This is a genomic window from Heyndrickxia sp. FSL W8-0496 (assembly GCF_038007825.1).
GTDB lineage: Bacteria > Bacillota > Bacilli > Bacillales > Bacillaceae_C > Heyndrickxia > Heyndrickxia oleronia.
Genome location: NZ_JBBOXX010000001.1, coordinates 1,828,022 through 1,841,982 on the forward strand (window position 1 = coordinate 1,828,022; position 13,961 = coordinate 1,841,982).

Sequence of the window (13,961 nt, forward strand, 5' to 3'; positions counted from 1 at the left end):
ATGACATGTCAATATATATCGCAGGTTATATTCTTGTATCCATTCTTTTGCTATTATTTGTGAATTATATGATTCGCAAAAAAAACGCAACACTACCTCAAGTAGAGGAAATAGCTGAGACGCAAGAAAAGAACGAAGAGGTCACGACTGCAGATGAGTTAATCGATGAAACACTTCAATCCTCAGCAATTACCGAGCCAGCGCTAGAGTATGTTAATGAAGCTGCAGGATTGATTGAAGAAGAAGAAAACCGTGATGATGATCAAGTGCAGGAAAGCAGTCAAAATGATAAGCCGGTCGATCAATTTGCTAAAAATAGAGGGAAAATTATTGCTGCGATGATGCTTGGGGCATTTGTAGCAATATTAAATCAAACCTTACTTAATGTAGCGATTCCGCATATCATGAATGATCTAAATGTATCCGCAAATACGGTTCAATGGTTATCAACGGGATATATGTTAACAAATGGAATTTTCATTCCGATAACCGCGTTCTTGATTGCAAAACTTGGTACAAGAAAGTTGCTGATTTTCTCTATTTCTGCTTTCACAATCGGTTCTATTATATGCTCTATCTCTACAACTTTTTCCTTACTGATGTTAGGAAGGGTCGTACAAGCTGCAGGAGCAGGGGTCATTATGCCTTTATTGATGACGGTATTTTTAACGATCTTTCCACCAGATAAACGTGGTTCAGCAATGGGATTGATGGGGGTAGCGATGATATTTGCTCCAGCAATTGGTCCAACCTTGTCAGGATGGTTAATTGGACATTATTCATGGAGAATCTTATTCGATATTGTAATCCCTTTTGGGATCATCGATTTAATTCTGGCATTTGCTTGGATGAAGGACGTAACAAAGGTAACCAATCCAAAATTCGATACTGCAGGATTTATTTTTTCTGCGATCGGTTTAGGGTTTCTACTGTATGGATTTAGTGAGGCAGGAAATAATGGCTGGGATAGTATGGTCGTTATTATCTCCTTAGCCATTGGGGTAATTGGTTTAATTCTATTTACATGGAGAGAATTAACAACAGATAAACCAATGCTTGAATTACGTGTCTTTAAATATGATATATTTGCACTCACTACCATTATAAGTATGGTTATTAATATGGCTATGTTCGCTGCTATGATCCTGCTACCGATTTATTTACAGAATATTAGAGGGTTTACTGCATTAGAATCAGGATTATTAATGCTTCCAGGTGCAATTATTATGGGAATTATGTCACCAATATCTGGATGGTTATTTGATCGAATGGGGGCGCGACCATTAGCCTTATTTGGTCTTATAATCACTGTAGTAACCACCTGGCAATTTACTCAATTAACAATGCAGACAACCTATTCGCATATAATGTTGCTATATGTAATGAGGATGTTTGGGATGTCATTTTTAATGATGACAGTAATGACGGAAGGGATGAATCAGCTACCTTTAAAATTAACAAGTCATGGAACGGCTGCTTCTAATACTGCAAGGACAGTTGCCGGAAGTATTGGAACAGCGTTTCTAGTTACCGTTATGACAACTCGATCATCGTATCATACCGCAAATTATGGGAATATCATTGCAAGTTCAAATCCTTATATTCAAAGTAAAATGTCACAATTAGGTCAAGGAATTGCTCAAATGGCAGGTCTTCCACCACAATCGGGGGAAAGTTTAGCCACCAGTATCATCTACGGGAAGGTAGTCCAACAATCTACGGTTAGTGGTATAAATGATGCTTTTGTAGTAGCCACTGGAATTGCTGCTGTTGCCTTTGTATTAGCCTTTTTTATCAAAAGAGCAAAACCAACAAAAGAAAAATAAAAAAATTTCAAAAAAATGTTTACAAAGCTATCATTATTGGATATACTTACCTACGTAAACAAATATTTCATGAAAGGGAGGTCGTTTAAAATGAAAAGAATCTCAAATTTATTTTTTCATTACAATTCAATATTTTGTAATCCATTCGACCTAACCCGAATTTGATTTGCTTTAAATGACAGCTAATTTTCGAAGTCGTAGGATGGATATGTTTCTTCCTGCGGCTTTTTTGTGTCCAAAAAACCGCAGTGGAAACGGTATTCCCTGCGGCTTTTTTTGTCTAAGAATTAAGCTGCATCATTTATTTTTTGTTTACAATTTGTTTATAGTGAAGAAAGTGACTAAGAAGAGGACTGATCCTAATTACAACATTTAGCAGTTCCGTAAGAAACCCCATTAATAGTAAGAAACGCATGAATAAGGAGGTGATCGTATGACACTAAATTTGATTTTTGTAACAGTTACCATCAAAAAACGTAAACAGTCTTTAGAAGATTGTGTCCATGAACAAAGAATTAATCAAATAATTGATGAGAACAAAATGAAGTACTGTGAGCTTTTTTACAGAAATATGTAATTGAAAAATAAAAATTAGAAGGGAGATATTAGTGATGTTAATTTGGCAAACAAAAAGGTTGAATTCTTTATGGGTGGAGAAAGATTCCGCCTAGCTAACAGTTGAATAGGAGGAATAACATTGTTTTTGCAAATTATGCTATTAACCATTTCATTTCATAAAAAGAAAAAGGGTTGAACCACTATGAACTGCACTCAATTGTTAGTCACAACTAACAATTGGAGGTGCAGTTTTTTTATGACGAAATATTCACTGGAAATTAAATTAAATGCTATTCAAGACTACCTTAAAGGTGTTGAATCTTTCAAAGATACAGCATAACGCCATAATGTCAGTACAACGATGTTAAAAAAATGGGTAGCGAAGTATCGGTTCAGTTCACTAGGTTTTATCCCTTTTTCTTTTTTACCTTATAAATAACAACCATTATTCTTATTTTCGGAAAACTTTTCCTTTAATTTTCTTTAGTAGGACCTGCACGAACAAAGGCTAAATTACATAAGCATTATGTATAGGTAAAAGCCTAACGGAGGTGAGAAAATGTCCGGAATCTTAACAGCAATTGGCTATCTTTTTAAAGAACTTATTTTTTTGGTCTCGTATGTAAAAAATAATGCATTCCCCCAACCTCTTTCTGCTAGTGACGAACGAAAGTATCTAAAGAAAATGGCTCATGGGGATGATGAGGCCCGGAACATTTTGATTGAACATAATCTTCGTCTTGTTGCTCACATTGTCAAAAAGTTTGAGAATACAGGAGAGGATGTTGAGGACCTAATTTCTATAGGAACGATTGGCCTTATTAAGGCAATTGAAAGCTATTCCGAGGGAAAAGGTACCAAACTTGCTACTTATGCGGCTAGATGTATTGAAAATGAAATACTCATGCATTTACGAGCACTAAAAAAGACAAAAAAGGATGTATCCCTACATGATCCCATTGGTCAGGATAAGGAGGGGAACGAAATTTCGTTGATCGATGTTTTAAAATCAGATGCTGAAGATGTTTTTGATACGATTCAATTAAGCATGGAACTTGAAAAGGTTAAAGAGTATATTGATGTTCTAGATGAGCGTGAAAAAGAAGTGATTATTGGTAGGTTTGGTCTTGATTTACAAAAAGAAAAAACACAAAGAGAAATAGCTAAGGAATTAGGTATTTCAAGGAGCTATGTATCACGAATAGAAAAAAGAGCATTAATGAAAATGTTTCATGAATTTTATCGTGCGGAGAAGGAAAAGAAAAAGAATCAGCAAGAATAAAAGTTAAATTCCCCCTTTATTTATATAAAAGGGGGAATTTTTCTAGCAGATGATATCTATTACCCTTCCATTTCCACCGTTACTTCAGCAGCAATGACTAAGGCAACCGCAGTACATAAAACAAGCCCGATAACAATAGAAAACATGTTCATCACTCCTTTGAATATCTAACTTTAATGTAGCATACAAATTTTTAGTTAGATGATTCAAAAATGAACAGATTTTTACTATACAGTGGCAAAATTGTGGCATTCCAAAAATAGTGCGAAAAAAATTTCGGTTTTAAAGGTGTTTAAAATATTAGAAAAATTTAGATGGTATGTTTATAATAAAAATGTACATACATAAAAGGGGGAATTACTTTGACAACGACAACCTATTCATTGACTTGGGACTTAGATGTTTTTTTCAAAGATGGAAGTAATTCGGAAGAGTTTAGAAATTTTTTAGATAAGATTAAAGAGGAAATTATCTCATTTAATAATGAAGTGGATAATTGGGATTCAATCCATGTGTTACATGAAGAAACTAAATTTTTGGAATTACTAAAAAAGTTACAAACAAACACACAAATGCTTACTCAAGCTGGTGCGTTCGTAAGCTGTTTACAGGCACAAAATACATTGGATGAAAAAGCAAGTGAATTAAAAGGAAATGTTGCAGAATTACGTGCTCAGTTAAATACAATTCTAACTAATTTTGATGATAAATTAAGAAGGATTGAAGAGGATCAATGGCAACAGTTATTACAAAACCCTGAGATTAAAGAATTAGCATTCGTATTGAATGAACGTAGGGAACTTGCAAAGGAAAAGTTACCAAAAGAACAGGAAGCCTTAGTGAATTCATTAAGTGTTGATGGATACCATGGTTGGGGAGATATGTATGACACATTGGTAAGTCAAGTGAAAATTCCGTTTGAAGAGAATGGAGAAATAGTTGAACTTTCAGTTGGTCAAGCACATAATAAATTTTCGAATCCTGACCGAAATGTTCGAGCAACTGTTTTTAAAAATTGGGAAAAAGCTTGGGATGAGAAAGCTGATATGTTTGCAACAACACTAAATCATCTTGCGGGTTTCCGGTTATCACTTTACAAGGAAAGAGGCTGGGATGAGGTTTTAAAAGAGCCTTTAAGCTATAATCGTATGCAGAAAGAAACTTTAGAGTCTATGTGGCAAGTAATAAGTGATTATAAGAAACCATTAACGGACTACCTAAAAAGAAAAGCTGAACTTCTCGGAATTGAAAAGTTAAGCTGGTACGATTTAGATGCACCAATTGGAAAGGTGAATACTCAATTTAGCTATCAAGAAGGAGCTGAATTTATTATTCAGCACTTTGGTAAATTTGGTGATCAATTAGCTAGCTTTACCAAAAAAGCATTTGAGGATAGTTGGATTGAAGCGGAAGATCGTGCGGGTAAAAGACCAGGTGGTTTTTGTACTTCTTTTCCAGTTAGTGGCCAATCTAGAATTTTTATGACCTACTCTGGAACGCCTTCCAATGTTTCAACTTTAGCTCATGAATTAGGCCATGCATTCCATTCGTATGCCTTAAAAAATGTTCATCCTTTAAAAAGAGGATATGCCATGAATGTGGCAGAGACTGCTTCAACTTTCGCAGAAATGATTGTTGCTGATGCATCAGTAAAGAATGCAAAAAGTGATAAGGAGCGATTACCTTTATTAGAGGATAAAGTTCAAAGATCTGTAGCTTTATTAATGAACATCCATTCTAGATTCTTATTTGAAACACGATTCTATGAAGAACGTAAAAAAGGAATCGTAAGTAAAAAACGTTTAAATGAGTTGATGTTAGAAGCACAAAAAGAGGCATATGGGGATGGATTGGAGGAATACCATCCATTATTCTGGGCTTCCAAGCTCCATTTCTTTATTACTGGTGTTCCATTTTATAATTTCCCATATACGTTTGGCTATTTATTTTCGTTAGGGATCTATGCACAGGCTCAAAAAGAAGGGAAAGGTTATGAGGAAAAATATATGGCGCTCCTACAGGATACAGGTTCCATGCAGGTTGAGGATCTTGCGCTGAAACATTTAAATGTTGATTTAACGAAGCGAGATTTTTGGGAAGAAGGAGTTAAGCTGTGCGTGAAGGATGTTGAGGAATTTTTAGAGGCGACAAAGCAATGAAAAAAATGGGGATGATTTGGCAAACAAATCATCCCCATTTATACTATCAATTTATTATTAAAACTTTTTTAATTTAAATGATGCGATCATTAGTAGAGCTAAAATAAGAATAATAAATAAATATAAATGCGTTGGAAAAACTGGCAGTGCAAGGTAACTTAAGGTCGCAAGACAACCTGCAGCTGTTATAGGTAAACCAGTAAAATACCCATTTCCTTCAGTAATATTAAATCGAGCTAATCGAAAAGCGCCACAACCTATATAAAATACTGTGAAAAATAGTCCGGGATAGCCAAATGAATGCAGAATTCCTTGATATAGAAGGATAGCTGGAGCAACTCCGAATGAAATAATATCACTCATTGAATCTAATTGTTTGCCCATTTCTGATACGATATTTAATTTGCGAGCAACTAGACCATCAAATCGATCCGCAAGAGCGGCCATGAATATAAGAATAACGCTGAGTCCTAATTGTCCATGAATAGCCACTAGAATAGCAAAACCACCTAATCCTAAATTTAATAATGTTAACATATTAGCAGTTTGTGCTCTAAGCTTTTTGAGGGTCTGATCTATGACATCAGAATGAAACACTTTACTCACCTCCTAGATAGATAATATTTTCAACTTCTGAATCTGAGAAAGAAGATTTCTCAAAGTTTTTTATACACCCTCTTCCATTATATAATAAAATTTTATAATATAATGCAATAACCTAAAGATTTTTTGCCAATGCTGGAGGAGATGTTGTGAAAAAGTGGATCTATCGATTCTTGATTGAATTGACAAATCATCAGTTTTCTTCTAATTGTATAAAAAAGTTTGCCCAATCAAAGATTAGCAGGCCTTTCATTTCATCATATGCAAAGGTTTATAAAATTAATCAGCATGAAATGCTTCAAGATCTTCATACTTATTCGACATTACATGAATTATTTACTAGAAAATTGAAACCAAATGCCCGAAAAATTTCTGTTGATCATAAAGCCATCATTAGTCCGGTGGATGGAGTTATAGAAGATGCCGGTAAAATAACAGCTGATAAGCATATAAGAGTAAAAGGAAAAATTTACTCATTACAAGAAATGATAGGTGAAGAAAAAAAGATCGATAAATACATAGGTGGACAATTCATTATTTTATACTTAAGCCCAAAACATTACCATCGTATACATAGTCCAGTAACAGGAAAAGTAGTCCGACAATATACATTAGGTGAAAAATCCTATCCTGTCAATCAATTTGGACTGAAATATGGGAAATCACCATTAGCAAAAAATTATCGAGTGATTACGGAATTGATACATGATAAAGGTTCAGTACTAATTGTAAAGGTCGGAGCGATGTTTATTAATTCGATTGTTTGTACCCACTTAACGGAACAATGGAAAAAAGGGGATGAAATAGCATACTTTTCATTTGGATCAACGGTCGTCTTATTATTTGAAAAGGGAACTTTTTATTTAGATAAGAATATACAGATTCCAACTGACATTAAGGTTGGTGAAGCAATAGGATATTTTGATAAATAAAATGATAATACTGGAAAGAAAAGAGGGGCAGTCCGAAAATGATATTATCAGACTGCCCCGCCATATGTTTATGATGATATTTTTATGCGATTTGTCAGCGTACGACGATGAATTTCCGTTTCAATGAGGCGTATAAAATCCTGGCTTAACTTTAATTCCTTTGCTTTAAAGTAGGATTCGATTAACAATTCATCAGATAATTTTCTCATAATAAGCCATCACCTCCATATACATTTACGTTCTAAAAGTAGAAAAAAATATCATATATTTATGTATTTATCCATGATGTATTATTACTTTAACAAACTACTATCGATAGAACAAGCGTTCTTGTTATCCACAATGCATGGTGGATAACTTGTGATTATCTTGTTTATAAATTATCAATATGCGGTTAAAACAATGTGGGTATTGTGAATAAAGTTATCCACAGTGTAGAATGATGGGAGTTTTGTCGAAAAATATTTGTCATAGATTTCCTCATAGTAGAGAAGAGAGAGAAATTACAATGACGAACAAACTTTTATTTTGAATACAGAGTTAAAATTGGTATGATAAAGTGTAACAAAAAAGTGAGTACTCGATTTTAAAATAAGGGAAGTCGGTCTAACATAGATAGGAGTGTCAATGATTGTTGCTGAAAAATTTTTTACCTAATCAACATGTAAAAAATGTATTTCTAATTAAACCCGAGGATTTAAAAGAAAAAGGAATAAAGGCCATAATTACAGATTTAGATAATACATTAGTCGAATGGGATCGGCCAAATGCTACCCCAAAGCTTATTGAATGGTTTGCGGATATGAAAAAACATAATATTAAAGTAACAATTGTTTCAAATAATAATGAAAGAAGAGTAAAGGCATTTGCTGAACCACTCGGGATCTCTTATATTTATGAGGCTCGTAAGCCGCTCACAAAAGCTTTTAAACGAGCAATCCAACTGATGAATGTGTCAAAAGAAGAAACAGTAGTAATCGGCGATCAGCTTTTAACTGATGTTCTTGGTGGAAATCGAAGTGGATTTTATACCATTTTAGTTATCCCTGTCGCACAATCAGATGGATTTGTCACTCGCTTTAATCGACAAATAGAACGTAGAATTATGTCATCATTTAAGAAAAAAGGATTAATTAATTGGGAGGATTAACATTGATTGAAAATATTTGTATTGGCTGCGGGATTGCTGTTCAATCAGAAGACCCGAAAGAATTAGGATATGCACCACCATCTGCATTTGAAAAGGAAACATTAATTTGCCAACGATGTTTCCGACTTAAACATTATAATGAAGTACAGGATGTTTCACTTACGGATGACGATTTTCTGAAAATATTAAATGGGTTAGGGACGGTTGATGGTTTAATCGTAAAGATTGTTGATATTTTTGATTTTAATGGAAGCTGGCTACCTGGATTACATAGATTTGTTGGTAATAATCCGATTCTTTTAATTGGGAATAAAGAAGATTTACTACCAAAATCGGTGAAGAGAGAAAAGCTAGTTAAATGGATGAAGCAACAAGCGAAAGAATTAGGATTAAACCCGATAGATGTTCTCCTTGTCAGTGCAACGAAAGGTCACTCTATGGATGAGGCAATGGAGCAGATCGATCAATATCGTGACGGAAAAGATGTTTATGTTGTAGGTTGTACCAATGTTGGTAAATCAACATTTATAAATCGTATAATAAAAAATGTTACTGGTGAAAGAGATATAATAACAACCTCACATTTTCCTGGGACCACGTTAGATATGATTGAAATTCCATTAAGTGATGGAAGTGATTTAATTGATACACCAGGGATTATTAATCATCATCAAATGGCACATTTTGTTGATAAAAGGGACCTTAAAATTATTACACCCAAAAAAGAAATTAAACCAACTATTTTCCAATTAAACGAAGAACAAACATTATTTTTCGGTGGACTAGCTAGGTTGGATTACATCAGTGGTGGAAGAAGATCCCTTGTATGTTATGTTTCTAATGAGCTAAAAATTCATCGAACCAAAATAGAAAATGCTGATCAAATATATGAAAAACATGTAGGTGATTTATTACAACCACCAAGAAAAGATGATCTAAATCATTTTCCGAATTTAGTCCGTCATGAATTTGTTATTAAGGAAGCAAAGACAGATATTGTCTTTTCTGGACTAGGGTGGGTAACAGTCAATGAACCTGGGGCAAAAATTGCCGCGTATGTCCCTAAAGGTGTAAATGTAATGATCCGATCTTCATTAATTTAAAGGGGCGTTGGTCATGGCAAACATTTATGGTGTTATTGGGGATCCCATTGCCCATTCATTATCTCCATTAATGCATACTGATGCTTTTAGGAGTCTAAACTTAGATCATTGTTATTTTCCTTTTCACGTAACATCTAATCATTTAGAAGAAGCGGTAAAAGGGATGAAGGTACTTGGTATTGCAGGATTTAATGTAACAATACCGCATAAAACGAATATTATCCCATTATTAGATCAAATCGACCCATTAGCTAAAGCGATCGGCGCAGTAAATACAGTTGTACGTGAGAATGATTCTTTTGTAGGCTACAATTCTGATGGTTTAGGATTTATCCGAAGTTTGAAAGAGGAATGGAAGAGAGAGTTAGAAAAAGAAAAGGTCTTAATCATTGGTGCAGGTGGAGCGGCTAAGGCCATCTTTTATTCTCTTGTACATGATGGTGTTCAGGCTATCGATATATGTAATCGAACAACTGAACGAGCAAAACAATTAGTTGAATCCTGTCCTTATCCATCTGAAACCAATATATTAACGATGGATGAGGCAGAGAAAACGCTAGACAGCTATTCTCTCATCGTACAAACTACTTCTATTGGGATGAGTCCAAATATGAATGAGACACCACTATCGATTCATAATATTCTACCCAATACACATGTGGTTGATATTATATACAATCCTTTTGAAACTGCTTTATTAAAAGCGGCAAAAGAAAAGGGAGCATCCACAAGTAATGGATTAGGAATGTTTATTTATCAAGGGGCAATTGCTTTTGAAAAATGGACAGGCAGAGTACCGGATGTAAGAAGAATGAAACAAATTGTGATAAACCAACTAGGAGGACAACAACATGTTAACAGGTAAACAAAAAAGATTTCTACGCTCGAAAGCACATCATCTGAATCCAATTTTTCAAGTTGGAAAAGGTGGCGTAAATGATAATATGGTAAAGCAAATCTCTGAGGCTTTGGAGGCACGTGAATTAATTAAAATAAGTATTTTACAAAATTGTGAAGAAGATAAAGATTCTGTAGCGAACCTTTTAGTTAATGGGACAAAAGCTGAACTTGTTCAAATTATCGGAAACATCATTGTTCTTTATAAGGAATCAAGGGAAAATAAACAATTACAACTACCATAGGTGATGCATTGATGAAAAAGCGTGTTGGTATTGTAGGTGGAACGTTTGATCCTCCACATTTAGGCCACTTAATCATGGCAAATGAGGTGAAGGAGGCATTACACTTGGATGAAATTCGATTTATGCCGAATAAAATACCACCTCATAAAGTAAGAAATAGTCGGGTGACAAATGATGATCGAAAAAAAATGATTTCTTTATCAATAAATGATCAACCCTATTTTTTATTAGATTTAATAGAGTTTGAAAGGGAAGGGCCCTCCTATACATTTGATACGGTTTCATTATTAAAAAAGAGAGAACCTGACATAGACTTTTATTTTATTATTGGTGCAGATATGATTGAATATTTGCCAAATTGGTATCGTGTAGAAGAATTAATCCAAATGATAAAATTCGTTGGCGTTAATCGGCCGGGACATTCCCATCAAACTAAATACCCGATTCAATACATTGAGATTCCTGATATAAATTTATCTTCGACTTTAATAAGAACGAAAGTAAAAAATAAGCAATCAATTAAATATTTGGTCGTTGATAAGGTCATGAATTATATAAAGGAGCACAATTTATATGGAGAGGAATAAAGCATTAGAAATAGTAGCAAAACAGTTGACTGAAAAGCGCTACACACATACTTTAGGTGTAATGGAGACAGCAATTGATTTAGCGAAACTATATGAGGCAGATGAAAAAAAGGCTGAATTAGCTGCGATTTTTCACGACTATGCCAAATTTCGACCGCTTGAGGAAATGAAAAAAATCATCATTGAGCAAAAGTTTGACCCGTTTCTGTTACAGTACAATCCTGAATTATGGCATGCACCAGTAGGTGCATATTTGATTCAGGAGGAGGTAGGGATTAAGGATGTAGAAATTATTAACGCGGTACGTTACCATACCTCCGGTCGAATGAATATGACGCTTCTTGAAAAAATTATTTATTTAGCTGATTATATTGAGCCAGGACGCCAGTTTCCAGGTGTTGAAGAAGCAAGAAAACTTGCTAAAAAGGATTTAGATGAGGCACTGATTTACTCAGTTAAAAATACAATTATTTTCTTAATGAATAAAAATCAGGCCGTATATCCGGATACGTTCACGTTTTATAATGATCTTGTCATGAAAAAGGAGAGATATGTGTATGGAGAATAGAGAACTTTTGAATACAGCGGTTAAAGCAGCTGATGATAAACGTGCTGAAGATATTGTTGTTTTAAATATGAAGGGAATATCCCTAATTGCAGATTATTTCTTAATTTGCCATGGTAATTCTGATAAGCAAGTTCAAGCTATTGCAAGTGAGATTAAAGATAAATCAGAAGAAATTGGGTACTCTGTCAAGCGCATGGAAGGCTTTGATGAAGGAAAGTGGGTATTAATTGATTTAGGTGATGTCGTTGCGCATGTCTTTCATCGTGATGAGCGTAGCTACTATAATTTGGAACGCCTATGGGGTGATGCGCCATTCGAAGATATACGCAGTGAGCTAACACCATGAATTATGGGGATTTCGCCTATATTTATGATGATTTAATGCGTGATGTTCCATATGATCAATGGCTGAATTTTTTTCAAAATAAAGTAAAAAAATATAATATTTCTGGAAAAAAGGTCATGGACTTAGCATGCGGTACTGGAGAATTAACCGTTAAATTAGCTGAAGAAGATTTCGAAGTAACAGGGGTGGACTTATCAGAGGATATGTTAATGGTCGCTCGCGAAAAGGCAGAAAAATTAGGTATACCTATTCAACTTTTTCAACAGAATATGTGTGCCTTAGAAGGCCTTGGAACTTTTGATGCAGTTACTATTTTCTGTGATTCTTTAAATTATCTTTCTACTCCCGAAGAAGTACAAGAAACATTTAAGGGGGTATATACTCACTTAGATGATAATGGCTTGTTTATTTTTGATGTTCATTCTATTTATAAAGTGGACCAAATATTTATGAATGAAACATTTACGTATATTGATGATGAAATTTCATATATATGGAATAGTTTTGAAGGAGACTTTCCCCATTCAGTGGAACATGAGCTTACCTTTTTTGTATTGAATGAAAAAACTGATCAGTATATACGATTTGATGAGCTTCATAGACAGCGAACATTTCCAATTAGTGAGTATTCTAAATGGTTAGAAGCCACAGGCTTTGATGTTCTTGAAGTTTCTGCTGATTATTCTGATAACATTCCAAGTGATACTTCCGAAAGAATATTTTTCGTTTGTAAAAAAAATAAACAAGAGAAAAAGTCGGATTTATAATTTTATAAATCCGACTTTTTTTTGAAGGAAAAATAGAGTTTTTGTCGAAACTAGTATTAACTAAATTGTTTTGTAACAATCTCCAGATCTTCATTAAATTTACTATGCGTGGCTTGAAACAGTTTTTCAAAGACATCCCCAATACCATCTTCAAGTACTCCTATGCCTTCCCCTGTGATTCCTCCTTTAACACAAACCTTTTCCTGTAGAGTAGGAAGAGTATAGTAACCTTTCTTTAAGAGTTCTCCTAGGCCAATTAACATTTCACCAGCTAAAATCGTTGCTGTCGTTTGATCTATTTTGGTTTCAGCAACTGCACCATCAATAAATCGTTGGGTAAGGTAACTAAAAAAAGCTGGACCGCAACTAACAATATCTGACGCTACTCTTGTAATATTTTGGTCAATGTCAATCGGAGTAGATATGAAAGAGAAAAGTTCTTTCAGCTTTCTTTCCCAATAGCTATCACAGTTTTTTCCAAAAGTTAATAAGGACACCCCTGATAATGCACGATTAGTAATGCTTGGGATCGCACGAATGCAAGAACAAGGGAGTAATTGTTCAAGTTGGTCTACAGAGATTGGACTTGTGATGGAAACCAGACATTTTTCCGTTGTCAGCTCGTTTTTATATTTCTCTAATAATGGATAAATATCAAGTGGCTTTACACAAATGAAGACCAAATGACAATTTTCGATGACCTTTGATGCCTCATCACAAACATGAATCGATGGGAATTTTTGTTGAAGGGCTTCAGCTTTTACCTTTGTTCGATTGGTTATATAAATATTTGAAGGGTTGACTGCTTTTCCCTCAATAAATCCTTCAACAAGAATACTCCCCATATTACCGGTACCAATAAAGCCTATGTTCATTTTCAACACTCCTCGGGTCGCATACTACTTGAAAACGATGACCGTCAAAAAACTATTCACAAT

Annotated in this window: 16 protein-coding genes; 13 read left to right on the forward strand and 3 right to left on the reverse strand. The window is 34.4% G+C overall.

The genetic code is table 11. The annotated features are described in order from the left end of the window. Positions 1-5 precede the first annotated feature (5 nt). From NST63_RS09195 to NST63_RS09210, 4 genes are all read left to right on the forward strand, one after another. Positions 6-1,826: a DHA2 family efflux MFS transporter permease subunit gene (locus NST63_RS09195; RefSeq protein WP_341041939.1), complete on the forward strand. Its 1,821-nt coding sequence runs from the start codon at positions 6-8 to the stop codon at positions 1,824-1,826. 433 nt (positions 1,827-2,259) lie between these two features. Further along, entirely contained in the window at positions 2,260-2,403 is a 144-nt protein-coding gene (locus NST63_RS09200; RefSeq protein WP_078109906.1) for a YrzI family small protein, read from the forward strand. A gap of 540 nt (positions 2,404-2,943) precedes the next feature. Next, complete coding sequence (gene sigK, locus NST63_RS09205) at positions 2,944-3,666, forward strand: RNA polymerase sporulation sigma factor SigK (protein WP_071974994.1); 723 nt, start codon at positions 2,944-2,946, stop codon at positions 3,664-3,666. A gap of 362 nt (positions 3,667-4,028) precedes the next feature. Further along, the gene (locus NST63_RS09210) at positions 4,029-5,825 is read left to right on the forward strand and encodes a M3 family oligoendopeptidase (RefSeq protein ID WP_058002104.1); all 1,797 of its coding nucleotides are present in this window, start codon (positions 4,029-4,031) and stop codon (positions 5,823-5,825) included. Between the two features lie 57 nt (positions 5,826-5,882). On the opposite strand, the gene pssA is transcribed toward NST63_RS09210, so the two are convergent. Further along, complete coding sequence (pssA, locus tag NST63_RS09215; RefSeq protein WP_058002105.1) at positions 5,883-6,422, reverse strand: CDP-diacylglycerol--serine O-phosphatidyltransferase; 540 nt, start codon at positions 6,420-6,422, stop codon at positions 5,883-5,885. Between the two features lie 155 nt (positions 6,423-6,577). On the opposite strand from pssA, the gene NST63_RS09220 reads away from it, so the two are divergent. Further along, positions 6,578-7,360, forward strand: a complete 783-nt coding sequence (locus tag NST63_RS09220) for a phosphatidylserine decarboxylase (RefSeq protein WP_058002106.1) — start codon at positions 6,578-6,580, stop codon at positions 7,358-7,360. Between the two features lie 68 nt (positions 7,361-7,428). On the opposite strand, the gene NST63_RS09225 is transcribed toward NST63_RS09220, so the two are convergent. Next, positions 7,429-7,569, reverse strand: a complete 141-nt coding sequence (locus NST63_RS09225) for a sporulation histidine kinase inhibitor Sda (RefSeq protein ID WP_058002107.1) — start codon at positions 7,567-7,569, stop codon at positions 7,429-7,431. Positions 7,570-7,991: 422 nt separating this feature from the next. On the opposite strand from NST63_RS09225, the gene NST63_RS09230 reads away from it, so the two are divergent. From NST63_RS09230 to NST63_RS09265, 8 genes are read left to right on the forward strand one after another with little or no spacing between them, the layout of a single operon-like run. Further along, positions 7,992-8,510 (forward strand): YqeG family HAD IIIA-type phosphatase, encoded by a 519-nt coding sequence (locus NST63_RS09230; protein WP_058002108.1) that lies wholly within the window; start codon positions 7,992-7,994, stop codon positions 8,508-8,510. A gap of 2 nt (positions 8,511-8,512) precedes the next feature. Next, entirely contained in the window at positions 8,513-9,613 is a 1,101-nt protein-coding gene (gene yqeH / locus NST63_RS09235) for a ribosome biogenesis GTPase YqeH (protein WP_235813230.1), read from the forward strand. Positions 9,614-9,626: 13 nt separating this feature from the next. Continuing rightward, a complete protein-coding gene (gene aroE / locus NST63_RS09240) occupies positions 9,627-10,478 on the forward strand; it encodes a shikimate dehydrogenase (protein WP_058002110.1) in 852 nt (283 codons plus the stop codon). Next, positions 10,465-10,755, forward strand: coding sequence for a ribosome assembly RNA-binding protein YhbY (yhbY, locus tag NST63_RS09245; RefSeq protein WP_058002111.1), 291 nt, complete (start codon positions 10,465-10,467; stop codon positions 10,753-10,755). The genes aroE and yhbY overlap by 14 nt, the downstream gene beginning before the upstream one ends. Before the next feature lie 11 nt (positions 10,756-10,766). After that, entirely contained in the window at positions 10,767-11,342 is a 576-nt protein-coding gene (locus NST63_RS09250; protein WP_058002112.1) for a nicotinate-nucleotide adenylyltransferase, read from the forward strand. After that, the gene (gene yqeK, locus NST63_RS09255) at positions 11,329-11,910 is read left to right on the forward strand and encodes a bis(5'-nucleosyl)-tetraphosphatase (symmetrical) YqeK (RefSeq protein WP_341041943.1); all 582 of its coding nucleotides are present in this window, start codon (positions 11,329-11,331) and stop codon (positions 11,908-11,910) included. Before NST63_RS09250 ends, yqeK begins: the two co-directional genes overlap by 14 nt. Further along, on the forward strand, positions 11,900-12,256 hold the full coding sequence (gene rsfS, locus NST63_RS09260) for a ribosome silencing factor (protein ID WP_058002114.1): 357 nt from the start codon (positions 11,900-11,902) through the stop codon (positions 12,254-12,256). The genes yqeK and rsfS overlap by 11 nt, the downstream gene beginning before the upstream one ends. Beyond that, positions 12,253-13,023, forward strand: a complete 771-nt coding sequence (locus NST63_RS09265) for a methyltransferase domain-containing protein (protein ID WP_058002115.1) — start codon at positions 12,253-12,255, stop codon at positions 13,021-13,023. Before rsfS ends, NST63_RS09265 begins: the two co-directional genes overlap by 4 nt. 56 nt (positions 13,024-13,079) lie before the next feature. Here NST63_RS09265 and comER read toward each other — a convergent pair whose 3' ends face one another. Then, entirely contained in the window at positions 13,080-13,898 is an 819-nt protein-coding gene (comER, locus tag NST63_RS09270) for a late competence protein ComER (protein WP_058002116.1), read from the reverse strand. Positions 13,899-13,961: the final 63 nt, after the last annotated feature.

Bases quoted from the DNA above. Each gene is read 5' to 3' on its own strand.
- NST63_RS09195 (WP_341041939.1), top strand. From the start codon at position 6: ATGTCAATATATATCGCAGGTTATATTCTTGTATCCATTCTTTTGCTA.
- NST63_RS09200 (WP_078109906.1), top strand. From the start codon at position 2,260: ATGACACTAAATTTGATTTTTGTAACAGTTACCATCAAAAAACGTAAA.
- sigK (WP_071974994.1), top strand. From the start codon at position 2,944: ATGTCCGGAATCTTAACAGCAATTGGCTATCTTTTTAAAGAACTTATT.
- NST63_RS09225 (WP_058002107.1), bottom strand. From the start codon at position 7,569: ATGAGAAAATTATCTGATGAATTGTTAATCGAATCCTACTTTAAAGCA.
- aroE (WP_058002110.1), top strand. From the start codon at position 9,627: ATGGCAAACATTTATGGTGTTATTGGGGATCCCATTGCCCATTCATTA.
- yhbY (WP_058002111.1), top strand. From the start codon at position 10,465: ATGTTAACAGGTAAACAAAAAAGATTTCTACGCTCGAAAGCACATCAT.
- NST63_RS09250 (WP_058002112.1), top strand. From the start codon at position 10,767: ATGAAAAAGCGTGTTGGTATTGTAGGTGGAACGTTTGATCCTCCACAT.
- yqeK (WP_341041943.1), top strand. From the start codon at position 11,329: ATGGAGAGGAATAAAGCATTAGAAATAGTAGCAAAACAGTTGACTGAA.
- rsfS (WP_058002114.1), top strand. From the start codon at position 11,900: ATGGAGAATAGAGAACTTTTGAATACAGCGGTTAAAGCAGCTGATGAT.
- NST63_RS09265 (WP_058002115.1), top strand. From the start codon at position 12,253: ATGAATTATGGGGATTTCGCCTATATTTATGATGATTTAATGCGTGAT.
- comER (WP_058002116.1), bottom strand. From the start codon at position 13,898: ATGAACATAGGCTTTATTGGTACCGGTAATATGGGGAGTATTCTTGTT.